We start from the raw sequence: 24,280 nt of genomic DNA, 5'->3' as shown, positions 1-24,280 counted from the left end.
GCTCCTCAGGGGTTCGGGAAGGCACGTGGAGTGCGGTGCGCTCGGGGGCGACAGCCCCGGGCGCCTGGGGGTGGGGCCGGGCGTCGGCCCCCCCGCACCCGCAGGGGTGCGGGGGCCGCCGTACCGCGGGCCGGCTACTGGCCGGCGACCGCCTTGGCGAGCAGCGGGGTCAGCTGCTGGGTGACCCACGGAGCGCTCAGCGGGTCGGGGTAGGCGATCGCCGAGGCGAGGGTGTTGTCCGACGGGACGACGGCGAAGTGCTTGTTCTTCACCGAGTTCAGCGACTGGAAGAGCTTGTTGCCCTCCAGCTCCTTCGGGCTGATGACACCGCGGTCACCGAACGGGTACGTCACCAGCAGGACGTCGGCGTCGAGCTGGTCGAGGTTCTCCAGGCTCACCCCGTTCTTGTCGGGGCCGTAGTTCTTCGCCTTGTCCGTCTTCGTGAAGCCGAGCTTCTCGAAGACGCCCGGGTCCTGGGCCTCGTACGACATGAAGCTGATCTGCTCCGGGTGGACCACCGTGTAGGTGTAGGTCTTCCCCTTGAACTCGGGGTGCGCGGCGGCCGCGTCGTTGGTGGTCTTCTCGTTCGCCGCGATCACCTCGGCGGCCTTGTCCTCCATCCCCAGGGCCTTCGCCGCCGTCTTCAGGCGGTCCTGCCACGTGAGGGTGTCGGCCTGGGCCTTGTCGGTGAAGGTGACGACCGGGGCGATCGGGGACAGCTTCGCGTAGTCCTTGTCCATCTCCCAGGTGTTCATGCCGAGGATGACGTCCGGGGCCTCGGCGGCGATCGCCTCGTAGGCGGTGCCGTCGGTGTCGTCGTACGTCTTGAGCTTGCTCGCGCCGAGCTTGGTGATCGCCGCCTGCTTGTACTCGGCGACCGGGGAACCGTCCTCGACGTCCGGGGTGATGACCGGGACCAGCCCGAGGGCGAGCGCGATCGCGGTGTCGCCGTCCGAGACGGTGGCCACCTTGACCGGCTTCTTCTTGACCTCGGTGGTGCCCCAGGCGTTCTTGAGGCTGACGGGGGAGAAGGCCTTGCCGCCGTCGGCCGCGCCGCCGGAGGCGGCGGGCGTGCCCGCGGCGTCCCCGGAACCCTCGCCGCAGCCGGCGAGCAGACCGACGCAGACGGCGGTGGCCGCGAGGGCGGTGAGGGTACGGCGTCTGTTCACGCTGTGCACGGGATGTCTCTCCTACTGGATGGTGTGACGGCCCAGGGGGAAGATCTGGGGCCGGTCGGATCGGGGATGGGGGACGACGAGGCAGTCGAGGCCGAACACGTCGGCGACCGTCCGCTCGGTGAGGACCTCTGCCGGAGTGCCCTGCCGTACGATCCGGCCGTCGCGCATGGCGACGATCGTCGAGGCGTACAGGGCGGCCTGGTTGAGGTCGTGGGAAACCAGGACGATGGTCTTGCCGGACTGCTCGTTCAGTTCCGCGAGCAGGTCCATGACCTCGATCTGGTGGGCGATGTCCAGGTAGGTGGTCGGTTCGTCCAGGAGCAGCAGCGGGGTCTCCTGGGCCAGTGCCAGGGCGATCCACACCCGCTGGCGCTGGCCGCCGGAGAGCTGGTCCACCGGGCGGCCGACGAGTTCGGCGGTTCCGGTGGCGGCCAGCGCCCGGGCGATGACCTCGTCCTCGGCGGCCGTACGGCGCTGCCCGAACCGCTGGTGCGGATGGCGCCCCCGCCAGACCAGGTCGGCGACCGTGATCCCCTCGGGGGCGATCGGGGACTGCGGCAGGATGCCGAGCCGCCGCGCCACCTCCCGCGTCGGCAGGGCGTGGATGTCCCGCCCGTCCAGGAGGACGGAGCCGGCGGCCACCGGCAGCAGCCGGGCCATCGACTTCAGCAGGGTGGACTTGCCGCAGGCGTTCGGGCCGACGAGGGCCGTGATCCGGCCCGGCTCGATCGTCAGCGACAGTTCCTCGATCACGTGCCGCCGGTCGTAGCCGGCGCTGATCGCCCGGGCTTCCAGCCCGGGGGCGCAGGGGCCGGCGGCGGCGCGGCCATGGGCGTCGGGGGTCATGAGGTCTTTCACGAGGGTGCTCCTTGCCGCCGCAGCAGCAGCCGGACGAAGTAGGGGGCGCCGATCAGCGCCGTCAGGGCGCCGGTGGGTACCGGGCTGATCAGCGGGCCGTGCTGGGCGAGTACGTCCGCCGCCAGCACGATCACCGCGCCGACCGCGGGCGCCACCACCAGGGCGCGTTCACCGCCGACCAGCCGGACCGCTATCGGCCCGCTGATCAGCGAGACGAAACCGATCGGGCCGGTCACGCCCGTGGCCAGCGCCGCGGCCGCCGCACCGAGCAGCAGGGTGGCGGTACGGGTGGCCCGCACCCGGGATCCGAGTCCGTGGGCCAGCTGGTCCCCGAGGGACAGGGCGCCGAGCGCCCGGCTCAGCGGTACCGCGCAGACCGCGGCGCAGCCGAGGGCGACGGCGAGGACGCCCACTCCGGTCCAGTCGGCGCCCGAGACGCTCCCGACGAGCCAGCGGGTGACCTGCGCGATGCTGTGCTGCCCGGCCGAGGAGAAGAGGTAGTTGACGTACGCGGCGCACACCGCCGACAGGGCGATGCCGATCAGGACGAGCCGGTGGGTGTCCACCCGGCCTCCGCGCCGGCTGAGCAGCATGATGGCGCCGACCAGCAGGAACGATCCGGCGAGCGCGGCGCCCTCCACCCCGTACGGGATGGCCGGGGCGAACAGCAGCACGGTGACGGCCCCCGCGCCGGCCCCCGCGGAGATGCCCACGATGTCGGGGGTGGCCAGCGGGTTGCGGATCAACCGCTGGTACAGGGCGCCGGAGAGTCCGAACAGCGCCCCTGCCAGCAGCGCGGCCAGGGCCCTGGGAAGCCGGATGCGGTGGATGACGTAGTCGGCGAGGCCGGTGCGCATCCCGAACGCGGCGGGCAGTACGTCCCCGCCGGGGATCCCGCGCAGTCCGCCGAGCAGCACCGAGGCGACGAGCAGGCCGAGCGACAGGGCGACGAGCACGGCGAGGACGACCGCCGCGCGGCGCCCCGCGGCGAGCCGGTCGCGGCGCAGCCGGGCAGCCGTGGCCGCGAGGGCCTCGGGGCGGGGTGCGGCCGGAGCCGCCGGGGGACGTACGGTCGCGGCGACGGCCGCGTTCCCGGGGGTGAGTTCCGTGTCGCTCATGCCCGCTCCGTCCCGCGGCGCCGGGCCAGCCACACGAAGTACGGGGTGCCCACGACCGCGGTCATCACCGAGACCTGGATCTCGCCGTGTTCCAGCACCAGCCGGCCCGCCGTGTCCGCCCCGACGACCAGAACGGCGCCGCAGAGCAGGGACAGCGGCAGCGACCAGCGGTGGTCGCTGCCGACCAGCAGCCGGGCCACGTGCGCCGCGACGAGGCCGACGAAGGCCACGGGCCCGACGGCGGCGGTCGCGCAGGCGCACAGGGTCACGGCGACGGCGGCGGTGGCGAGCTGGGCGCGCTCGACGCGCACCCCGAGCCCGCGCGCGGTCTCCTCGCCGAGGCCCAGCACGTTGAGGGTCCGGCCGAGCGGCAGTGCGAGCAGCAGTCCGACGATCGCGAACGGGGCGATCTCGTCCAGTACCTGGGCCCGTCCGGTGAGCTGCCCGACCGACCAGAAGCGCAGGGAGGAGTACACGGCCTCGTCCCGGACGACCAGGAGGGTGACGACCGAGGCGAGCACGGCGGCGGTGGCGACACCGGCCAGCACCAGTCCGAGGGCCGAACTCCCCGTGTCGGTACGGGTGCCGATCAGGTAGACGGCCACCGCGGTGAAGGCGGAGCCGGCCAGTGCCAGCCAGAAGAAGCCGCCCGCGTCCGAGACGTCGAGGAAGAGGATGCCCACCACCACGAAGAGCGCCGCGCCCTGTTGGATGCCCAGGATGCCCGGATCGGCGAGCGGGTTGAGCGTGAGCGCCTGCATGACGAGGCCCGAGGCGCCGAGCGCCGCTCCCACCAGGAGTCCCAGCAGGGTGCGGGGGATGCGCTCGGTCCACAGGACGTCGTGGTCGTAGCCGCTCGCTCCGGGGTGCAGCAGGATCTTGACGATCTCCAGGGCGGAGATGTCGCGGGCGCCGAGGCCGACGCTCGCGACGGTCGCCGCCGCCAGGATCAGGCCGGCGGTCAGCAGGGCGACCGAACCGCGCGAGAACCGGGTTCTCGGCGGCTGCGGTGCGGCTGCGGCCACCGGCAGGGCCGTTTGAGTCATGGGGGTGTGAGAGCTCCTCAGTGCGAACTTGAACTTAGGTTAGCCTTATCTAAGTCCGTCGATCCCTTGTGGAGCTCACGGCGATCGCACTCAGCGGCCGGAATGACTCAATCCGACACCTCTGGTGCCCCGGTGTGAATGCCGGAGGGGTGCTGCCGGGCGCTGCCCGGACATGAACGTACGGCCGCCGCGGGCGCGACGGCCGTACGTTTTCGTGCCCGGTCAGCCGTGGCTGAAGTGCGGCGGGCGCTTGTCCACGAACGCGGACATGCCCTCCTTCTGGTCGGCCGTCGCGAACACCGCGTGGAACAGACGGCGTTCGAACCGGACGCCCTCGGTCAGCGTGGTCTCGAAAGACCGGTTCACGGCCTCCTTCGCCATCATCGCGACCGGCTTCGACATGCCGGCGACGGTCTCGGCCACCGAGAGGGCCTCGGCGAGGAGCTCGTCGGCCGGCACGATCCGGGACACGAGCCCGGCGCGTTCGGCCTCCTCCGCGCCCATGGTGCGCCCGGTCAGGCACAGCTCCATCGCCTTGGCCTTGCCGACGGCCCGGGTGAGCCGCTGGGAGCCGCCGATGCCGGGGATGACGCCCAGCTTGATCTCGGGCTGCCCGAACTTCGCCGTGTCGGAAGCCAGCAGGATGTCGCAGAGCATGGCGAGCTCGCAGCCGCCGCCCAGGGCGTAGCCGGACACCGCGGCGAGCGTCGGCGTACGGACCTGACCGAGCCGGTCCCAGGCGGTGAACCAGTCGGAGAGGTACATGTCCATGTAGCTCCGCGGCCGCATCTCCTTGATGTCGGCGCCCGCCGCGAAGGCCTTCGCGGAGCCGGTCAGGACGATGCAGCCGACCTCCGGATCCCGGTCCAGCTCCTCCGCCGCGGCCACCACCTCGGTCATGACCTGGAGGTTGAGGGCGTTGAGTGCCTGCGGCCGGTTGAGGGTCAGCAGGGCCACCCGGCCCTTGCGCTCCAGCAGGATCGTCTCGTAGGACGTCCCGGTGTTCTTCGCTCCGGTGACGGAGTCGGTGTCGGTGTCGGTGTCGATGTCGGCGTCGGCGTCGGTGTTGATGTCGGTGTCGGTCATGCGGTCGTTCCGTTCTGCGGTCGGAGGGTGCGGACGATCGCCGAGAAGTCCAGTCCGGCGCCCTCGCCCCCGGCGAACGCGGCGTACAGTTCGGCGGCCTTCAGGCCCAGCGGCGCGTCCACGCCGCCGGCCCGCAGGGCGTTGGCGGCCAGGCCGAGGTCCTTGGCCATGAGCGGAGCGGCGAACCCGGGCCGGTAGTCGCGGTTGGCGGGACTCGTCGGAACCGGCCCGGGCACGGGGCAGTTGACGGTGAGGGCCCAGCACTGACCGGAAGCCGTGGAGGCCACGTCGTACAGGGCCTGGTGGTCCAGGCCGAGGCTCTCGGCGAGGACGAAGGCCTCGCTGACACCGATCATCGACACGGCGAGGATCATGTTGTTGCAGATCTTCGCCGCCTGTCCGGCGCCCGCCGCCCCGCAGTGCACGGCCTTCTTGCCCATGGCGTCGAGCAGCGGCAGCGCCGCCGCGTACTCCGCCTCCCCGCCGCCCGCCATGAAGGTGAGCGTGCCCGCCTCGGCCCCCACCACCCCGCCGGACACGGGCGCGTCGAGCGCTCGGTGCCCGGCCGCGGCGACGGCCTCGTGGGCGGCCCGCGCGTCGGCCACGTCGATCGTCGAGCAGTCGACGAACAGGGTCCCCGGCCGGGCGGCCGCGAGCAGCCCCTGCTCCCCGTACAGGGCCAGGACGTGACGGCCGGCCGGCAGCATGGTGATCACCACGTCGGCCTCCCGCGCCGCGGCGACGGCCGAGACGGCCGGCTCGACACCCGCCGCCGCGGCCGCGGCCAGCAGGTCCGGGACGAGGTCGAAGCCGAGCACGCGGTGGCCGGCCTTGACCAGGTTGGCGGCCATCGGGCCGCCCATGTGGCCGAGTCCGACGAATGCGACGGTGCTGCTCACCAGGGCACCTCCTGAGACGACGCGGGTGCGGCGAGGCGGAGTTCGCGCTCGCCGAGCGGGGCGAAGAAGCGGTCCACGTCCGCCGGGGCGACCGCCTCCAGCGTGGCGGGGGACCAGTGCGGATCACGGTCCTTGTCGATGACCTGGGCGCGGATCCCCTCGGCCAGGTCGGGGGAGGAGAGCGCGGCGCGCGAGACGCGGTACTCCTGCTCCAGGACCCGTTCCAGCGGCCCGAGCCCGCGGGCCCGGCGCAGCGCGGCGAGGGTGACCTTCACCGCGGTGGGGGACTTCGTCAGCAGCGTGGCGGCCGCGTCCTTCGCGGCGGGGACGCCCGCCGCCAGCCGCTCGACGATCTCCTCGGCGCCGCCGGCGGCGTAGCAGTGGTCGATCCACTCGCGCGCCCCGGCCAGTTCACCCGCCGGCGGCTCCTCCACGTACCGCTCCAGTACGGCGCGTACGGAGTCGCCCGCCAGGTCCCGCGCCAGCGCGGGCAGCGCCGCCGAGGGGACGAAGTGGTCGGCGAGCCCGCACAGCAGGGCGTCCGCGGCGCCCACGGCGGCGCCGGTCAGCGCCAGATGGGTGCCGAGCTCGCCGGGGGCCAGGCCCAGCAGGTAGGTGCCGCCGACGTCGGGGACGAAGCCGATGCCGGTCTCGGGCATCGCGACGCGGGAGCGTTCGGTGACGATCCGTACGCTGCCGTGGGCCGAGACGCCGACGCCGCCGCCCATGACGATGCCGTCCATGAGGGCCACGTACGGTTTGGGGTAGCGGGCGATGCGGGCGTTGAGCCGGTACTCGTCGCGCCAGAAGTCCAGCGAGGCGGTGCCGCCGCTCTTCGCGTCGGCGTGGATCGCCCGGATGTCGCCGCCCGCGCACAGGCCGCGTTCACCCGCTCCCTCGATGACGACGGTCTCGACGGCCGGGTCCCGCTCCCAGGCGGCGAGTGCCGCGTCGATGCGGAGCACCATGGGGTGGGTGAGGGCGTTGAGGGCCTTGGGACGGTTGAGGGTCAGGTACGCGGCGTGCCCCTCGGTGCGCAGGAGGACGTGGTCGTCGTACTCGGGGTGTTGGTCGTTCATCGCATGCTCTCCGTCAGTCCGCGGGCGACGATCACGCGCATGACCTCGTTGGTGCCCTCCAGGATCTGGTGCACCCGCAGGTCGCGGACGATCTTCTCGATGCCGTACTCGGTGAGGTAGCCGTAACCGCCGTGGAGCTGGAGTGCGCGGTCGGCGACCGCGTACCCGGTGTCGGTGGCGAACCGTTTGGCCATCGCGCACAGGCGCGGGGCCAGCGGATCGCCCGCGTCCAGGGCCTCCGCCGCCTGGCGGACCAGCGCACGGGCGGCGGCCAGTTCGGTGGCCATGTCGGCGAGGCGGAACTGGAGCGCCTGCGCGTCGAGGAGCCGGGCGCCGAAGGCCTCGCGGTCGGCGAGGTAGGCCACGCTGCGGTCCAGGGCGCTCTGCGCGCCGCCGAGGGAGCAGGCGGCGATGCCGAGCCGGCCGCCGTTGAGGCCGTTCATCGCGATGCGGAAGCCGTCGCCCTCGCCGCCGAGCCGCCGGTCGGCGGGCAGGCGCACGCCGTCGAGGACCACCTGGCGGGTGGGCTGCGCGTTCCACCCCATCTTGTGCTCGTTGGCCCCGAACGAGACCCCCGGGTCATCGCGTTCGACGACGAAGGCCGAGATCCCGCCCGGCCCGGGAGCCCCGGTGCGGGCCATGACGACGTAGACGCCGGCGGCTCCCGCGCCGGAGATGAACTGCTTCACGCCCGTCAGGACGTAGTGGTCGCCGTCCCGTTCGGCGCGGGTGCGCAGGGCTGCGGCGTCGGAGCCGGCGCCCGGTTCGGTGAGGCAGTAGCTGCCCAGGGTGTCCGCCGAGCAGAGCGCTGGCAGCCACCGCGAGCGCTGGGCGGCGTCCCCGTAGCGGTCGATCATCCAGGCGACCATGTTGTGGATGGAGAGGTAGCCGGCGATGGAAGGGCAGCCCGTCGCGAGGGTCTCGAAGACGAGCACCCCGTCGCTGCGGCTGAGCCCCGAACCGCCGTGCTCCTCACGGACGTAGACGCCGCCGAGGCCGAGGGCCGCGGCCCTGCGGATGACGTCGACGGGGAAGTGCTTGTCCTGGTCCCAGGCGACGGCGTACGGGGCCAGGTGCTCCTGGGCGAAGTCGAGGGTGACCTCGGCGAGGGCGAGCTGGTCCTCGGTGAAGGTGGTCACGGCGCTCATCCCATCGTGGGGATGGTGAAGCTCGCGCCCTCCTTGACCCCGGAGGGCCAGCGCGAGGTGACGGTCTTGGTACGGGTGTAGAAGCGGATCGAGTCCGGCCCGTGCTGGTTGAGGTCGCCGAACCCGGACCGCTTCCAGCCGCCGAAGGTGTGGTACGCCACGGGCACGGGGATCGGGACGTTGACGCCGACCATGCCGGCGCCCACGCGCCGGGTGAAGTCCCGGGCCGTGTCCCCGTCGCGGGTGAAGATGGCCACGCCGTTGCCGTACGGGTGCTCGGTGGGCAGGCGCAGGGCCTCCTCGTAGTCGGCGGCCCGTACGACGCTCAGCACCGGGCCGAAGATCTCCTCGCGGTAGATCCGCATGCGCGGGGAGACCCGGTCGAAGAGGGAGGCGCCGGCGAAGAAGCCGTTCTCGTGCCCCGCGAGGGTGAACCCGCGTCCGTCGACGACGAGTTCGGCGCCCTCCGCCTCCCCGATGCCGACGTAGCGGTTCACCCGGTCGAGGGCGTCCCGGCTGACCAGCGGTCCGAAGTCGGCGTCGGGATCGTCCGAGCGGCCGATGCGCAGGGTCGCGATCCGCTCCCTCAGCTTCGCCACGAGCGCGTCCGCGGTCTCCTCGCCGACGGGCACGGCCACGGCGATGGCCATGCAGCGCTCGCCGGCGGAGCCGTACCCGGCGCCGATCAGGGCGTCGACGGCCTGGTCGAGGTCCGCGTCCGGCATCACGATCATGTGGTTCTTGGCGCCGCCGAAGCACTGGGCCCGCTTGCCGTGGGCGGCGGCGGTCGCGTAGATGTGCGCCGCGATCGGGGTCGATCCGACGAAGCCGAGGGCCTGGACCCGCGGGTCCTCCAGCAGGGTGTCGACGGCCTCCTTGCCCCCGTTGACCACGTTGAGCACGCCCGGCGGCAGGCCCGCCTCCAGGAACAGCTCCGCGAGGCGCAGCGGCACGGAGGGGTCCCGCTCGGAGGGCTTGAGGACGAAGGAGTTGCCGCAGGCCAGGGCGGGCGCGGCCTGCCACAGGGGGATCATGGCGGGGAAGTTGAAGGGGGTGATCCCGGCGACGACGCCCAGCGGCGCGCGCAGGGAGTGCACGTCGATGCCCGTCCCGGCGTTGTCGGTGAACTCGCCCTTGAGCAGGTGCGGGATGCCGGCGGCGAACTCGACCACCTCCAGGCCGCGTTGCAGGTCACCGTGGGCGTCGGCGACGGTCTTGCCGTGCTCGGCGGACAACAGCCGTGCCAGGGAATCCCGTTCGCCCTCCACCAGCTGGAGGAAACGCAGCATGACGCGGGCGCGCCGCTGGGGGTTCCACTGCCCCCAGTCGGCCTGGGCCGCCTCGGCGTCCGCGATGGCGGCCTCGGTGTCGGCGCGCCCGGCGAGCGGGACGCGGGCCTGGACGGAGCCGGTGCTGGGGTCGTACACGTCGGCGTGGAGGCCGGACGTTCCGGTGACGTGCTTGCCGCCGATGAAGTGGGTGAGTTCGCGGACCATGGGTGCCTGCTCTCGTCAGGTGCGGATCCGGGGATGGCACGGCGGACCGGCGGCCGCGCCCGGTCGGGCGCGTCGCTGGGGAAGGCCGTGGGACTACGAACGCGCGAAGGAGGTGTGCGCGCGCTCCGCCGGATCACCAGGGTCGTGGGTACAAACCGGTGCCATGCGTGTCTTCTCCATCCTCGTGGACAACACGGAACGTTCCGCGGCCGGTATCCTGACTCCCGGATCCCCGCGTGCCACCCGCCTTCCCGACAGCCCTCGTCAGTGGCGTTGGACGGCAGCACACTCCCCGGTCACAGTGGCGGGACCGTGCCGGTTTTTCACCGGCTTCCCTGCACCGCGGACCTTATGGGCACGAACATATAGTTGGACGTCCTAGTAAGTCCACCCCCGCCGGCCGCGCGCCTACAGTCGGTCCATGCGCATCGTCTCCCTCCTCCCCGCGGCCACGGACATCGTCGCGGACCTCGGTCTCGCCCCCGACCTGGTCGGACGCACCCACGAATGCGACTGGCCGGCCGGGGCGGTCGCCTCCGTACCGGTCGTCACGCGGGCCGAATGGGCGGCGGACGAACTCAGCAGCCGGGAGATCTCCGACGCCGTCGGCGGGGCCGCCCACTCCGGCTCCTCGCTCTACACCCTCGACACCGGGGCGCTCGCGGCCCTCGCGCCGGACGTCGTCCTCACCCAGGACCTGTGCGACGTCTGCGCCGTGTCCTACGCGGGCGTCTCCCGCGCCGTGCGCGTCCTCGACGCCGGACCGCGCGTCCTGAGCCTGGAGCCGCGCACCCTCGACGACGTACTGGACTGCCTGGTCACGGTCGGGGAGCTGCTCGGCGTACGGGAGCGGGCCGAGCGGCGCCGGGAGGAACTGCGGGCGCGGCTCGACGGGGTGCGGCGGCTGACCGCGGGCCGCGCCCGGCCCCGCGTGGTGACCGTCGAATGGCTCGACCCGCTCTGGCCCGCCGGCCACTGGGTCCCCGAGCAGATCTCCTGCGCGGGAGGCGAACCGCTCCTCGCCGCCCCGGGCGAGCACACCACGCCGATGACCTGGGACGCCGTCCGCGCGGCCCGCCCCGACGTCGTCCTGGTCATGCCGTGCGGCTTCCCTCCCGAACGCACCCTGCGGGAGCGCGAGTTGCTGACCTCCCTGCCCGGCTGGGAGGAACTGCCCGCCGTACGGGCCGGGGAGGTCTGGGTCCTGGACGGGCCCGCCTACTTCAACCGCCCCGGCCCGCGCGTGGTCCGCGGCGCCGAAGTCCTCGCCCACGTCCTGCACTCCGTACGGGCGGGGGAGCCGGTCACCCCGGCCGAGGCGCGGCGCCTGGACTGACCGGCCGGCCCCCGCTCAGCCACGCCCCGGCCCGGCGGGAGCGCCCGTGACCGGGTACGGGACGAAGGTGCTGCTGTTCTCGTCCACCGCCAGGGCCCGGCCCAGCGGCGGCACGGCCCGCTGCGGGCAGTCCAGCCGCTCACAGAGCCGGCACCCCATTCCGATCGGCGTCGCGGCCGCGGCGTTCCCGAGGTCGAGGCCGTCGGCGTACACGAGCCGCGACGCGTGCCGGATCTCGCAGCCGAGGCCGATGGCGAAGGTCTTCCCCGGCTCGCCCCAGCCGCCGCGGTGGCGGGTGACGGCCCGGGCGGTCCACAGGTGCCGCTGCCCGTCGGGCATGGCCGCCACCTGCACGTGGATCCGGCCGGGCGCGGCGAAGGCCTCGTACACGTTCCACAGCGGGCAGGTGCCGCCCGCGCGGGAGAAATGGAAGCCGGTCGCGGACTGCCGCTTGGACATGTTCCCCGCCCGGTCCACGCGCACGAAGGAGAAGGGCACCCCGCGCAGCCTGGGACGTTGCAGGGTGCTCAGGCGGTGGCAGACCGTCTCGTAGCCGAGACCGAAATGGTCGGTGAGCCGCTCGATGTCGTACCGGAACTCCTCGGCGGCGGTATGGAAGGCCGTGTACGGAAGGATCAGCGCGGCCGCGAAGTAGTTGGCGATGCCGATCCGCGCCAGAGCGTGCACGGGGGAGCCGGCCGGGAAGTCCTCGGCCGCCAGCCGGTCCAGCTCGTCGCCGTACTCGATCAGCCCCAGCTGGGTCGCCATCCGGAAGGCCTGCTGTCCCGGCCGGAGCCGGTTCGACAGGTGCAGGACGCGCCCGGCGGCGTCGTAGTGGTGCAGCCGGTCGCAGTCCGCGGCGATCCTCACCCCGTGCCGGCCGGCGAGCCGGCGCGTCAGCGCGTGGACGACGTCCCCCGGGCGGATCCCGATCTCGCGGGCCAGCGCCTCGGCCGCGAGGTCGGCGTCGTGGAGGTAGTTCTGCCGCCGGTAGAAGAACTCGCGGATCTCCTCGTGGGGCGACCGCGGCGCGTCGGCCACCACGTCGCGGCCGTCGGCCGCGTCGGCGAGGCGCTCCGCCAGGAGCTGGCCGCGCCGCCCCAGGTCCAGCAGCACCGCGGCCACCGCCGGCATCCGCGTGGCCAGCTCCGCCAGGTCGGAGGAGGACACCCGGGCCTCGGCGACCTCCCCGGCCAGGGCCTCGCGCAGGTCCGCGACCAGCCGGCTCGTGTCCCGCTCGGAGAAGAAGCCCGGATCCACCCCGAAGGCCTCGGTGAGCCGCAGCAGCACCGGAACGGTCAGCGGGCGCGAGTCGTGCTCCATCTGGTTGAGGTAGCTCGGCGAGATGGCGAGCACCCTGGCCAGGTCGGCCTGGGTCATCCGCCGCTCCTCGCGCAGCCGCCGCAGCCGCGCCCCCGCGTACGTCTTGCCCACCGTGCTCCCCCTCGCCCCGCATGCCCTCGACGTACGCGTCACCCTATGCGGAACCGCGCCCGCCGAGGCATTGGCAAACATGGCAAAACCGCCTCCGAAGATTCGCAAAGCTTGGCAGACGTACCTCCTTGATGGCACCCAGTGCCAGTGCCAGAGTCAGTCCTGCGGCCCGCCGGAACCGGTAGCCGGGATGGACCAAGGACCCCCGAATCACGCCCTGATGTCGAGGATCACCGCAGTCCCCTCCCGTAGACCGGCAGCATTGCTCAGCTCCTTCCCACGGGCGGGTTCGGCGGCCGCACCCCCTTCTCAGGCACAGAGTGCCAAGGGCCGGACCGGAGTCCGGGCCCTTGGCAAGACAAGCGACGGATGGAAACGGTGACGGTCATGGCAGAGGCGAACACGACGGCGGCGGCCGAGCAGCTGGAGCAGCGGTGGGCCGACGACCCGCGCTGGGCGGGCATCGAGCGGACCTACACCGCACAGGACGTGGTCCGGCTCTCCGGCAGCGTCCGCGAGGAGCACACCCTCGCCCGGCGCGGAGCCGAGCGCCTGTGGCGGCAGCTCCACGAGCGGGACTACGTCCACGCGCTGGGCGCCCTGACCGGCGGCCAGGCCGTCCAGCAGGTCCGGGCCGGACTCCAGGCGATCTACCTCTCCGGCTGGCAGGTCGCGGCCGATGCCAACCAGGCCGGTCACACCTACCCCGACCAGAGCCTCTACCCGGTCAACTCGGTCCCGCAGGTGGTCCGCCGCATCAACAACGCCCTCCTGCGCGCCGACCAGATCGCCACCGCCGAGGGCGGCGCCGACACCACCGACTGGCTCGCCCCGATCGTCGCCGACGCCGAGGCCGGCTTCGGCGGCCCGCTCAACGCCTTCGAGCTGACCAAGGCGATGATCGCCGCCGGCGCCGCCGGCATCCACTACGAGGACCAGCTGGCCTCCGAGAAGAAGTGCGGCCACCTCGGCGGCAAGGTCCTCGTCCCCACCTCGCAGCACATCCGCACCCTGAACGCGGCCCGCCTCGCGGCCGACATCGCCGACACCCCGACCGTGATCATCGCCCGTACGGACGCCCTCGCCGCGAACCTGCTGACCAGCGACGTCGACGAGCGCGACGCGCAGTTCGTGACGGGGGAGCGCACCGCCGAGGGCTTCTACCGCGTCCAGAACGGCATGGCCCCGGTCATCGCCCGCGGCCTGGCCTACGCCCCGTACGCGGACCTGATCTGGGTCGAGACCGGCACCCCGGACCTCGCCCAGGCCCGCGAGTTCGCCGAGGCGATCCACGCGCGGTACCCGGACCAGATGCTCGCCTACAACTGCTCGCCCTCCTTCAACTGGAAGGCGGCCTTGGACGACGACCAGATCGCCAAGTTCCAGCGCGAGCTCGGCGCCATGGGCTACCGCTTCCAGTTCATCACCCTCGCGGGCTTCCACTCCCTCAACCACGGCATGTTCGACCTGGCCCGCGGTTACGCCGAGCACGGCATGACCGCGTACGTCGACCTCCAGGAGCGGGAGTTCGCGGCGCAGGCGCAGGGCTTCACGGCCGTCAGGCACCAGCGCGAGGTCGGCACCGGCTACTTCGACCTGGTCTCCACCGCCGTGAACCCGACCTCCTCCACCACGGCGCTCTCCGGCTCCACCGAGGAAGAGCAGTTCCACTGAGCCCACCCGGCCCACCCGACCTACCCAGCCCACCTGCCCCACCCGAGCCACCTGCCCCACCCGCGTCGCCGGCCCGGCCGGCCGCTCCCGACGGGTGCCCGGGGGACCTCCCCCCGGGCACCCACCGCCCCGCTGAGGAGAACCGCATGCCCCTCCCGCCCCTGACCAGCAGCGTCCAGGTCCTCGGTGCACCGGGTGAGCGCCACGAGGAGATCCTGACCCCCGCGGCCCTGGAGTTCATCGGCCGGCTCGACCACGCCTTCGCGGACCGCCGCCTGGAGATCCTCAGGGAACGCCGCCGACGCTCGGGCCACCTCGCCGGCGGCACCCCGCTCGACTTCCCGCTCGCCACCCGCGCCGTCCGCGACGACCCCCACTGGCGGGTCGCGCCGCCCGCACCCGGCCTCACCGACCGCAGGGTCGAGATCACCGGCCCCCCGGAGCGCCGCATGGCGGTCAACGCCCTGAACTCCGGCGCCCGCGTCTGGATGGCCGACTTCGAGGACGCCACCGCCCCGACCTGGGACAACGTCATCGGCGGTCAGCTCAACCTGCTCGACGCCATCGAACGCCGCATCGACTTCACCACCCCCGAGGGCAAGGAGTACCGCCTCGGCGACGACCTCGCCACCATCATGGTCCGCCCGCGCGGCTGGCACCTGACGGAGGAGCACCTGGAGATCGACGGCCGCCCCGTCCCCGCCTCCCTCGTGGACTTCGGCCTGTACTTCTTCCACTGCGCCCAGCGGCAGATCGACGCCGGACACGGCCCGTACTTCTACCTCCCCAAGCTGGAGAACCGGTACGAGGCCCGCCTCTGGAACGACATCTTCTGCTTCGCCCAGGAGCTGTTGGGCATCCCGCGCGGCACCGTCCGGGCCACCGTCCTCATCGAGACGATCACCGCCGCCTTCGAGATGGAGGAGATCCTCCACGAGCTGCGCGAGCACAGCGCCGGCCTCAACGCGGGCCGCTGGGACTACCTGTTCAGCCTCATCAAGACCTTCGGCCACCGCACCGACTTCCAGCTGCCCGACCGCGCCAAGGTCACCATGACCGCCCCGTTCCTGCGCGCCTACACCGAACTCCTCGTCCGCACCTGCCACAAGCGCGGCGCCCACGCGATCGGCGGCATGGCCGCCCACGTCCCCGGCCGGGACCCAGGAGCCGACGACGCCGCCCTCGCCAAGGTCCGCCTCGACAAGGAGCGGGAGGCCGAGGACGGCTTCGACGGCTCCTGGGTCGCCCACCCCGGCCTCGTCCCCGTCTGCCGCCAGGTCTTCGACGGCGTCCTCGGGGACCGGCCGGACCAGCGCGAGCGCACCCGCGAGGACGTCGAGGTCACCGCCGCCGACCTGCTGTCCGTCCGCAGGACCGCCGCCCCGCCCACCCACGAGGGAGTCCGCTCCAACATCGCCGTGTGCCTGCGCTACTTCGACGCCTGGCTGCGCGGCAGCGGAGCCGTCGCCCTGGGCGGGCTGATGGAGGACGCCGCCACCGCCGAGATCGCCCGCGTCCAGATCTGGCAGTGGATCCGCCACGAACGCGTGGACCGGGCCACCGTGACCGACCTCCTGGACGCCGAATGCGCCGCCCTGGAGGCCGAGGACCCGCGGGCCCGCGCCCTCGAAGCCAGGGAGGTCTTCGTGGACACCGCACTGTCGGTGCGGCTGCCCGCCTTCTTCACCCCCGAGGCCTACACGCGCCACCTGGTCCGCCGCGTCACCGCGGGGGTGACCGCGTGAGCGCCCCCGCACGCCCGGCCGGCATCCGGCGCGTCGGAGTCGTCGGCGGCGGCCAGATGGGCGCCGGCATCGCCGAGGTGTGCGCCCGCGCCGGACTCGACACCGTCGTCGCCGAAGCGGACGCCGCCGCGGCCCGGGCCGCCCGCGAACGCGTCGCCGTCTCCCTGGAACGCGCCGTCCAGCGGGGCAAGCTCGACCGGATCTCCGCCGAGGACGCCCTCGCCCGGCTCGTCTTCACCGGAGACCTGGAGGACCTCGCCGACCGGCAGCTCGTCATCGAAGCGGTCACCGAGAACCCCGAGGCCAAGACCGAGGTGTTCACCCGCCTCGACAAGACCGTCGAGGACCCCGGGGCGATCCTCGCCACCAACACCTCCGCGATCCCCGTCATGCGGCTGGGGATGGCCACCGGCCGCGCCGACCGGGTGGTCGGCCTGCACTTCTTCAACCCGGTACCCGTCCTGCCCCTCGTGGAGGTCGTGACCTCCCTCCACACCTCGCAGGACACCCTCACCCGCGTCGAGGACTTCGCCCGCGACACTCTCGGCAAGACCACCGTCCGCTCCCAGGACCGGGCCGGCTTCGTCGTCAACGCCCTCCTGGTCCCCTACCTCCTCTCGGCCATCCGGATGGCCGAATCCGGGTACGCGAGCCCGGCCGACGTCGACGCCGGCATGGAACTCGGCTGCGCCCACCCGATGGGACCGCTCAAACTCGCCGACCTCATCGGCCTGGACACCGTCGCGGCCATCGCCGACTCGCTCTACGAGGAGTTCAAGGAACCCCTGTACGCCCCGCCCCCACTGCTCCAGCGGATGGTGCAGGCAGGGCTGCTGGGCCGCAAGAGCGGCCGCGGGTTCCACACCTACGGCCGGGGCTGAGGGGCCCCGGCACGTTCCCCGGGCAGAGGGTGCGCCGGGGACGCGGGAGTGCGGCGCGGGTACGGCGAGTGGTGTCGCCGCACCCGCGCCGCATCTCATTTCCCCGTCCGGCATGTGGACGGTTGGACCGGTTCTCGACCGGGTCCGCCTACGCTGGCGTCCGCAGCTGGTTCGCCCCGTCCGCCAGACGGGATGCGTCGTAAGAGGGAACCCGGTGGGAATCCGGGACTGCCCCGCAGCGGTGAGCGGGAACGACCGCCGTCATACGCACTGGGACCGGAACCGGTCCTGGGAAGCGACGGCCAGTAGGTGCCCGCCGGGAGACCGGCAGGCGTGCCCGCGAGTCCGAAGACCTGCCCGTTGCCCGTGCGCGAACGACCGCGCACGGTTTCCCGGTGACCTCGTGGGCGGGTCGGCGTGCACCTCAGGCGGATCCTCCCCGTCGCGTACCCCGTCGTACGCGGTCCCGGCGGTCCGCCCGTTCCGGCACCCCTTCGCACCCTCGGACCGTCACCGGGTCCATGGAGACACGCTCGCGAAGGAGAGTTCCGTGACCACCGAATCCGCAGCCGCGGCAGTACGGGCCACCGTGTACGGCTACCCCCGCCAGGGCCGCAACCGCGAACTGAAGAAGGCCGTCGAGGGCTACTGGAAGGGCCGGGTCAGCGCCGACGCCCTCCGGGAGACCGCCCGCGACCTGCGCCGCACCAACTGGGCCCAGCTGGCCGACGCCGGCATCACCGAGGTTCCGACCGGCGACTTCTCGTACTACGACCACGTCCTGGACACCACGGTCATGGTCGGCGCGATCCCCGCCCGCCACCGGGCGGCCGTCGAAACCGACGCCCTCGACGGGTACTTCGCGATGGCGCGCGGCACGCAGGACGTGGCCCCGCTGGAAATGACCAAGTGGTTCGACACCAACTACCACTACCTGGTCCCCGAACTCGGCCCCGACACCGTCTTCACGGCCGACTCCGCCCAGCAGGTCGCCGCGCTCCGCGAAGCCCTTGCCCTCGGCCACACCGCCCGCCCGGTCCTGGTCGGCCCGGTCACCTACCTGCTGCTCGCCAAGCCCGCCCCCGGCGTGGCCGACGACTTCGAACCGCTCACCCTCCTGGACCGGCTGCTGCCCGTCTACGCCCGGGTACTGGCCGACCTCAAGGCGGCCGGCGCCGCATGGGTCCAGCTCGACGAACCCGCCCTGGTCCAGGACCGCACCCCCGCCGAACTGAACGCCGCCGCCCGCACCTACCGGGAGCTCGGCGCGCTCACCGAACGCCCCAAGCTCCTCGTCGCCACCTACTTCGACCGGCTCGGCGACGCCCTGCCCGTCCTGGCGAAGGCGCCCGTCGAGGGCCTCGCCCTCGACTTCACCGACGCCGCCGACGCCAACCTCCGCGACCTCGCCGCCGTCGGCGGCCTGCCCGGCAAGCGCCTGGTTGCGGGCGTCGTCAACGGCCGCAACATCTGGATCAACGACCACCAGAAGTCGCTGGCCACCCTCGGCACCCTCCTCGGCCTCGCCGGCTCCGTCGACGTCGCCGCGTCCTGCTCCCTGCTCCACGTCCCGCTCGACGCCACCGCCGAACGCGACATCGACCCGCAGATCCGGCGCTGGCTCGCCTTCGCCCGCCAGAAGACCACCGAGATCACCACCCTCGCCCGCGGCCTCGCCCAGGGCCCCGGAGCGATCACCGCCGAACTCGCCGCCAACCAGGCCGACCTCGCCTCCCGCGCCACCTCCCCGATCACCCACGATCCGGCCGTCCGCGCCCGCACCGCCGCGATCACCGACGCCGACGGCCGCCGGGCCCAGCCCTACGCCGAACGCGCCGCCGCCCAGCGCGCCCACCTGCGCCTGCCGCTGCTGCCCACCACCACCATCGGATCCTTCCCGCAGACCGACGAACTGCGCGTGGCCCGCGCCGACCTGCGCGCCGGACGCGTCGACACCGCCGGGTACGAGGAGCGCATCAAGGCCGAGATCCGCGAGGTCATCGCCTTCCAGGAGAAGACGGGCATCGACGTCCTGGTGCACGGCGAGCCCGAACGCAACGACATGGTCCAGTACTTCGCGGAACGGCTCACCGGCTACCTCGCCACCCAGCACGGCTGGGTGCAGTCCTACGGCACCCGCTACGTGCGCCCGCCGGTCCTCGCCGGGGACATCTCCCGCCCCGAACCGATGACCGTCCGCTGGACGGCGTACGCCCAGCAGCAGACCGCCAAGCCCGTCAAGGGCATGCTCACCGGCCCCGTCACCATGCTCGCCTGGTCGTTCGTCCGTGACGACCAGCCGCTCGGCGAGACCGCCCGCCAGGTCGGACTGGCCCTGCGCGACGAGGTGGCCGACCTCGAAGCGGCCGGGACCTCCGTCATCCAGGTCGACGAGCCCGCCCTGCGCGAAACCCTGCCGCTGCGGGCCGACGGCCACGCCGACTACCTCGCCTGGGCCACCGAGTCCTTCCGCCTCACCACCAGCGGCGTCCGTCCCGACACCCAGATCCACACGCACATGTGCTACGCCGAGTTCGGCGACGTCCTCCAGGCCATCGACGACCTCGACGCCGACGTCATCAGCCTGGAGGCGGCCCGCTCCCACATGCAGGTCGCCGGCGAACTCGCCACCGCCGGCTACCCCCGCGAGGTCGGACCCGGCGTCTGGGACATCCACTCCCCGCGCGTCCCCTCGGCCGCCGAGGCGGCCGCGCTGCTGCGCAAGGGGCTGGAGGCCATCCCGGCCGAGCGGCTCTGGGTCAACCCCGACTGCGGCCTGAAGACCCGCGGCTGGACCGAGACCCGCACCTCCCTGGAACACCTGGTGGCGGCGGCCCGCGAGGTCCGCACCGAGACCGCCGCGACCGCCTGATCCGCCCGCTCCGATCCGGCTGATCCGCCCGCCGGCCGGAACGGCCCTTCCCGGCCGTTCCGGCCCCCTCGCGCGCGGCCCCGGCGCCGGGGGCGCCGGTCCGGGGGGCGCCGTAAGACTTCCGTCATCATGCCCGCCCTGTCGGCGCGGGCCCCGGCACCGTTGAATGGCGGGAGACGGAACACGAGGAAAGGCAGCACCCGGTGGCCATGAAGAAGCGGCGCACGACACTGATCGCGGCGGTACTGGTCGCCGCCACTGCCGCGCTGGGCGCGGGCCTGTACTGGTTCCAGCCGTGGAAGCTGTGGCAGGACGACACCGTCCGCGAAGCCCTGCCGGCCGTCGCGGCCGCCGCGCCCTCCCCGGCCCCCCGGGGTTCCGCGCCGTCCTCGCCCGCCGGCCCCCGCACGGTCGCCGAAGGCGCCCTGATCAGTCACGAGCACGCCACCACGGGCACGGCCAGGATCATCCGCCTCCCCGACGGCACCCACACCCTGCGCCTGGAGGGCCTGGAGACGAGCAACGGCCCCGACCTGCGGGTCTGGATCACGGACGCGCCGGTGAAGGAGGGGGTGGCGGGCTGGCGCGTCTTCGACGACGGGAAACACTTCAGCCTCGGCAAGCTCAAGGGCAACAAGGGCGACCAGAACTACGAGATCCCCGCCGGAGTGAACCCGGCCGAGTACACCAGCGTCACCATCTGGTGCGACCGCTTCGACGTCTCCTTCGGCGCGGCCCCCCTCGCCGCCGTGTGACCGCGCCCTGACCGCTCCGGCGGGGGCGGCTCAGCCCAGACCGCGAGCCGCCTCACGGTGGACGTGCACCGACCGCTCCAGGTCCTGGACGAGCTGCGCGGCGGAGGGCATCCGGTGCACCTCGTCCCGCAGCCGCCCGGCCGCCTCGCGGTAGGACGGGTTCCCGAGGAGTTCCCCGACGGCGCCGGCGATGTTCCCGGTGGTGTTGTCCGCGGGCAGGATCTGCACGCCCGCCCCGTACGCGGAGATGCGCGCGCCGTGATCCTCCAGGCCCGGCATGTTGGGGACGAAGACCTGGGGAATGCCGTACGCCAGGCAGGTCAGGGTGATGTTCCCGCCCGCGTGATGGACCATCAGGTCACAGGTGGGGGCGAGGACGTCCACGGGGAGCCACCCGGCGCGGCTGCCCGCCGGGAGGAGGGGCTCCAGCTTGGCCGCCACGTCGTCCGGGGTCGCCACGAGCAGCTCGACGTCCAGGGAACCGACCTTCTCGACGAGGCCGCTCAGGGAGTCGAAGTCGTCGTCCGGCGTGACCCGGCTGCCCGCGCTGACGAGCACGCGGGGGCGGCTGTCCTTGGCGTACATCCAGGGCTCCAGCGGCAGTTGCGTGCTGCACGCGATGTGGCGCAACGACAGGGCCGGGGGCGCCGTGGCGGGCCGCACGCTCGACGGCATGACGCTGATGGAGAAGTCCGGGGCGGGCGGCGCCTGGAGACCGAGCGCTTCGAGCTCCGGCGCGAGTTCCGACACCGCGGCGAGGTCGACGGACAGGGGTTCGCCGATGTCGGTCGCGAAGCGGACCCAGGGCACGCCCGCGTGGTGGGCCGCGAGGGGGCCCGCGTACGCGAGGACGTTCGAGACGACCAGGTCCGGCTGCCACCGGTCCACGAGCTCCAGCAGCCCGGGGAGGGAACTCGCCGCCAGCCGGCCGAACATCCGGCCGATGGCGATGTTGCGCTCCGGGCCGTCCGCGGGCGTCTGGACCAGGTTGCCCTGACGGTCGTAGCGACAGTCCTGGATGGTGCTCCGGGTCACGGAAACGGCGGGGATGCCTGAGTTGATGATGGCCGACATGGTGACTTCCGGGCCCGTCATGATGACCTCGTGGCCCGCGTTGCGCGCCGCCTGGGCCAACGGGATGTCGGGGAAAATGGTTCCGGCGCCGTTACCGCCTACAAAGAGAATCTTCATGTACCGAGGTTCGATCAGGAAGCTCGAGCCCGGCTAGAAGGAATCCTGATGTCCCGCCATTCGATCAGGAGACCGGCGGCCCGTACCTTTCTCAGGCTCGGGGCGGCGCGGTCCTTGTCGGAAATGAGCGGAGGCTCGGTGTACCCCCACGGGACCGCCAGTTCCGGATCCAGCGGGTCGATGTCGATCTGGGTACCGGGCACGTAGGTGCTGTCCACGGCGTAGCTGGTGCAGGCCTCCTCGCTGAGGGCGAGGAAGCCGTGCCCGACGCCTTCGGGGACGTACACCGACGTTCCGGAGGCGGCGTCGAGCACGGTGCTGTGCCAGCGGCCGAACGTGGGGGACCCGATCCGCAGGTCCACGACGAAATCGCGGATGATCCCGCGCACACAGGTGATGAATTTCGTCTGCCCGGGCGGACTGGTCACGCTGTGGATTCCCCGGAGGGTATTCTTCCGGGACACGGAATAATTGATCTGACGGGTCACGAACCGTTCCCCCGTGACGCGCTCGAATTCATCGGTGCGCATCACTTCGTAGAACGATCCCCGTTCGTCCACGATGGCTTCGGGCGTGACGACGTAGGCCCCCGGTATGGGCGTCTCCTCGATGCGCACGCCGTCACCCCGCCCGTGTGGACAGTTCGGCGGACAGCAGGTCGCCCAGTGACTCGTCCAGGCTCCTGCGCGGGGACCAGCCCAGCACCCGGCGGGCCCGGGAGATGTCCGACTGCTGCCACTCGACGTCCGTGCGGCCGGTGTCGCCCGCCCGCTCCTCGACGATCCGCACGTCGAGCCCGCTGCAGGCCGCGAGACGGTCCACGAGGTCCCGCACCGGCACCGCGGTCCCGCGTCCCACGTTGATCGTCGCGTCCTTCGGCCCGAGGGGTACGGAGGCCGCCGCGAGAACGGCGTCGCAGACGTCGCGCACGTCGACGTAGTCGCGGCGCGCCCGCAGGGGGGCCAGCCGCAGTTCGAGCTCCGGGGTACCGGCCCGCACGGCGTCGGCCAGCCGGGCCCCGACCGACCCCAGCAGACTGCCCCGGGCCGTACCGGGGCCGCAGACGTTGGCCACGCGCAGGACGACGGCGTCCAGCCGGCCGGCTTCCACGGCCCGCAGGACGGCCAGGGATCCGCGCAGCTTCGACTTGCCGTAGGCGGTGACCGGCGCGGGCTCGTGCTCTTCGGGGGTGCCGGATCCGACCGTGCCGGGACCGTACTCGTGGATGGTGCCCAGGTGGACGAGCCGGGGCCGGCCCGGCGCGGCGGCGAGCGCCTCGACCAGGTCCTCGACGGCCAGGGCGTTGGCCTCCAGCATGTCCTGTTCCGTGGCCTGCCAGGCGCGTCCGGCGGCGTTCACCACGAGGTCGGGCCGCAAGTCGTCCAGCAGGGCGGCGAGTTCGCCGGGCGCCGTCGCGGTGAGGTCGAGGCGGACCGGGCCGCCCGTGCGCGAGGCGGTGGTGACCCGGTATCCCGCGGCGTCGAAGGCAGAGTGCAGACGGGTGCCCAGGAACCCGGTGCCGCCCAAGAGCAGGACATGTCGAGGTGCAGTCGTCATCACTGGTCCGTTCGCAGGGAGGGGAGGAATCACCAGACTTGGCCATTTCTCATCCCCTGCCAAGCAAGTTGACGGGCAAATGACGTTGCGTTCGCTGCGAATTGTGATGGGGAGTGGCGCGAAGCCATGAGACCGCCGTGTCCGGAACCCGACGTTCGCTCCAACGAATCTCCATCGGCGTGGCCAAGAGTCACGCCACGGGCGGGAACGGTACCGCTCCGGTTTCGTGAGAGAGAGGAACTCCAGTGCAGAGCAAGTGGAAGCTGACGGGCGGAGCGGTCGGTTCGCTGGGTCTGGCCCTGACCGCGTTGATGGCCACGTCCGGCACCGCCGCCGCGACCACGGCCCCCGGGGTCACGACGACGAGCACCCTCCCGTACGTCTGCCAGACCCGGGTCTCCGGCCAGTGGATACCCGTCGAGTACAGCAGAAACTTCACCACCACGGCTCCGGCCAAGGTGGCGCCGTTCCACACCTTCAAGGTGACCTTCGACTCGGCGCCGATCAAGGCGATCGCCGACTACAACAAGCTGTTGAACACCATCTCGTTCAACTACAAGGTTCCGGCCAACGCCAAGATCGTCAGCTACAGGCTGACGGGCGGCAGCAACCTGGGCACCGCCCACCAGTGGGTCGAGCGCAACGGCAGCGACCTGCGCGTCAAGTCCGACGGCGAGTGGGCCGGCGGCGTCGAGTTCGACTTCCCGAACCTGGAGGTCACCCTCCGCGCCCCGGGCAGCGGCACCCTGACCACGGGCGCCGGCGGTTCCAGCTTCACCGACACCGCGTTCGGCTGGAACCGGCTGCAGCCGGTCACCAACGAGTGGGACCCCTTCCAGTGCTACGCCGACCCGGCGCAGCCGGTCGCGTTCTCGACCACCACGGTCGGCTACTGACGGGTCCGGTCACACAGCCGTACGGGCCGGC

At 72.6% G+C, this 24,280-nt stretch carries 20 protein-coding genes and 2 riboswitches; of the genes, 7 read left to right on the top strand and 13 right to left on the bottom strand.

What is annotated here, in order from left to right:
- Window positions 1-134 precede the first annotated feature (134 nt).
- The 9 genes from ABZZ17_RS18160 to ABZZ17_RS18120 all read right to left on the bottom strand — a co-directional run bounded on the left by ABZZ17_RS18160 (window position 135) and on the right by ABZZ17_RS18120 (window position 9,908).
- Window positions 135-1,169, bottom strand: coding sequence for an ABC transporter substrate-binding protein (locus ABZZ17_RS18160; protein WP_356877094.1), 1,035 nt, complete (start codon window positions 1,167-1,169; stop codon window positions 135-137).
- 21 nt (window positions 1,170-1,190) lie between these two features.
- The gene (locus tag ABZZ17_RS18155) at window positions 1,191-2,024 is read right to left on the bottom strand and encodes an ABC transporter ATP-binding protein (protein WP_356877128.1); all 834 of its coding nucleotides are present in this window, start codon (window positions 2,022-2,024) and stop codon (window positions 1,191-1,193) included.
- Between the two features lie 8 nt (window positions 2,025-2,032).
- Window positions 2,033-3,154: an iron ABC transporter permease gene (locus ABZZ17_RS18150; protein ID WP_356877092.1), complete on the bottom strand. Its 1,122-nt coding sequence runs from the start codon at window positions 3,152-3,154 to the stop codon at window positions 2,033-2,035.
- The gene (locus ABZZ17_RS18145) at window positions 3,151-4,200 is read right to left on the bottom strand and encodes an iron ABC transporter permease (RefSeq protein ID WP_356877090.1); all 1,050 of its coding nucleotides are present in this window, start codon (window positions 4,198-4,200) and stop codon (window positions 3,151-3,153) included. The genes ABZZ17_RS18150 and ABZZ17_RS18145 overlap by 4 nt, the downstream gene beginning before the upstream one ends.
- A gap of 222 nt (window positions 4,201-4,422) precedes the next feature.
- The gene (locus ABZZ17_RS18140; RefSeq protein WP_356877088.1) at window positions 4,423-5,286 is read right to left on the bottom strand and encodes an enoyl-CoA hydratase; all 864 of its coding nucleotides are present in this window, start codon (window positions 5,284-5,286) and stop codon (window positions 4,423-4,425) included.
- Window positions 5,283-6,185: a 3-hydroxyisobutyrate dehydrogenase gene (mmsB, locus tag ABZZ17_RS18135; RefSeq protein ID WP_356877086.1), complete on the bottom strand. Its 903-nt coding sequence runs from the start codon at window positions 6,183-6,185 to the stop codon at window positions 5,283-5,285. The genes ABZZ17_RS18140 and mmsB overlap by 4 nt, the downstream gene beginning before the upstream one ends.
- Complete coding sequence (locus tag ABZZ17_RS18130) at window positions 6,182-7,264, bottom strand: enoyl-CoA hydratase/isomerase family protein (protein ID WP_356877084.1); 1,083 nt, start codon at window positions 7,262-7,264, stop codon at window positions 6,182-6,184. Before ABZZ17_RS18130 ends, mmsB begins: the two co-directional genes overlap by 4 nt.
- Window positions 7,261-8,412 (bottom strand): acyl-CoA dehydrogenase family protein, encoded by a 1,152-nt coding sequence (locus ABZZ17_RS18125; protein WP_356877082.1) that lies wholly within the window; start codon window positions 8,410-8,412, stop codon window positions 7,261-7,263. Before ABZZ17_RS18125 ends, ABZZ17_RS18130 begins: the two co-directional genes overlap by 4 nt.
- On the bottom strand, window positions 8,409-9,908 hold the full coding sequence (locus ABZZ17_RS18120; RefSeq protein WP_356877080.1) for a CoA-acylating methylmalonate-semialdehyde dehydrogenase: 1,500 nt from the start codon (window positions 9,906-9,908) through the stop codon (window positions 8,409-8,411). The genes ABZZ17_RS18125 and ABZZ17_RS18120 overlap by 4 nt, the downstream gene beginning before the upstream one ends.
- A gap of 189 nt (window positions 9,909-10,097) precedes the next feature.
- Window positions 10,098-10,275, bottom strand: a riboswitch (cobalamin riboswitch).
- Between the two features lie 54 nt (window positions 10,276-10,329).
- On the opposite strand from ABZZ17_RS18120, the gene ABZZ17_RS18115 reads away from it, so the two are divergent.
- The gene (locus ABZZ17_RS18115) at window positions 10,330-11,244 is read left to right on the top strand and encodes a cobalamin-binding protein (RefSeq protein ID WP_356877078.1); all 915 of its coding nucleotides are present in this window, start codon (window positions 10,330-10,332) and stop codon (window positions 11,242-11,244) included.
- Window positions 11,245-11,259: 15 nt separating this feature from the next.
- Here ABZZ17_RS18115 and ABZZ17_RS18110 read toward each other — a convergent pair whose 3' ends face one another.
- Window positions 11,260-12,678, bottom strand: coding sequence for a short-chain fatty acyl-CoA regulator family protein (locus ABZZ17_RS18110; RefSeq protein ID WP_356877076.1), 1,419 nt, complete (start codon window positions 12,676-12,678; stop codon window positions 11,260-11,262).
- A 387-nt stretch (window positions 12,679-13,065) separates the two neighbouring features.
- On the opposite strand from ABZZ17_RS18110, the gene aceA reads away from it, so the two are divergent.
- From aceA to ABZZ17_RS18085, 5 genes are all read left to right on the top strand, one after another.
- On the top strand, window positions 13,066-14,352 hold the full coding sequence (aceA, locus tag ABZZ17_RS18105; protein WP_356877074.1) for an isocitrate lyase: 1,287 nt from the start codon (window positions 13,066-13,068) through the stop codon (window positions 14,350-14,352).
- Between the two features lie 146 nt (window positions 14,353-14,498).
- The gene (gene aceB / locus ABZZ17_RS18100; protein WP_356877072.1) at window positions 14,499-16,097 is read left to right on the top strand and encodes a malate synthase A; all 1,599 of its coding nucleotides are present in this window, start codon (window positions 14,499-14,501) and stop codon (window positions 16,095-16,097) included.
- Entirely contained in the window at window positions 16,094-16,978 is an 885-nt protein-coding gene (locus tag ABZZ17_RS18095; RefSeq protein WP_356877070.1) for a 3-hydroxybutyryl-CoA dehydrogenase, read from the top strand. The genes aceB and ABZZ17_RS18095 overlap by 4 nt, the downstream gene beginning before the upstream one ends.
- Window positions 16,979-17,128: 150 nt before the next feature.
- Window positions 17,129-17,354, top strand: a riboswitch (cobalamin riboswitch).
- 174 nt (window positions 17,355-17,528) lie between these two features.
- Window positions 17,529-19,850, top strand: coding sequence for a 5-methyltetrahydropteroyltriglutamate--homocysteine S-methyltransferase (gene metE / locus ABZZ17_RS18090; protein ID WP_356877068.1), 2,322 nt, complete (start codon window positions 17,529-17,531; stop codon window positions 19,848-19,850).
- Between the two features lie 209 nt (window positions 19,851-20,059).
- Window positions 20,060-20,605: a DM13 domain-containing protein gene (locus ABZZ17_RS18085; RefSeq protein WP_356877126.1), complete on the top strand. Its 546-nt coding sequence runs from the start codon at window positions 20,060-20,062 to the stop codon at window positions 20,603-20,605.
- A gap of 30 nt (window positions 20,606-20,635) precedes the next feature.
- Here ABZZ17_RS18085 and ABZZ17_RS18080 read toward each other — a convergent pair whose 3' ends face one another.
- From ABZZ17_RS18080 to ABZZ17_RS18070, 3 genes are read right to left on the bottom strand one after another with little or no spacing between them, the layout of a single operon-like run.
- On the bottom strand, window positions 20,636-21,796 hold the full coding sequence (locus ABZZ17_RS18080) for a nucleotide disphospho-sugar-binding domain-containing protein (RefSeq protein ID WP_356877066.1): 1,161 nt from the start codon (window positions 21,794-21,796) through the stop codon (window positions 20,636-20,638).
- 14 nt (window positions 21,797-21,810) lie between these two features.
- On the bottom strand, window positions 21,811-22,413 hold the full coding sequence (locus tag ABZZ17_RS18075; RefSeq protein ID WP_356877064.1) for a dTDP-4-dehydrorhamnose 3,5-epimerase family protein: 603 nt from the start codon (window positions 22,411-22,413) through the stop codon (window positions 21,811-21,813).
- Window positions 22,414-22,417: 4 nt separating this feature from the next.
- Window positions 22,418-23,353 (bottom strand): NAD(P)-dependent oxidoreductase, encoded by a 936-nt coding sequence (locus ABZZ17_RS18070; protein WP_356877062.1) that lies wholly within the window; start codon window positions 23,351-23,353, stop codon window positions 22,418-22,420.
- A 245-nt stretch (window positions 23,354-23,598) separates the two neighbouring features.
- Between ABZZ17_RS18070 and ABZZ17_RS18065 the strand changes: the two genes are divergently transcribed.
- A complete protein-coding gene (locus ABZZ17_RS18065; protein ID WP_356877060.1) occupies window positions 23,599-24,249 on the top strand; it encodes a hypothetical protein in 651 nt (216 codons plus the stop codon).
- Window positions 24,250-24,280 lie beyond the last annotated feature (31 nt).

The sequence above is a fragment of the Streptomyces sp. NPDC006512 genome (assembly GCF_040611935.1).
In the GTDB taxonomy this organism is placed as follows: Bacteria; Actinomycetota; Actinomycetes; order Streptomycetales; family Streptomycetaceae; genus Streptomyces.
The sequence above is the reverse complement of the archived record's forward strand: the minus strand, read 5'-3'. Positions and strand labels throughout refer to the sequence as shown.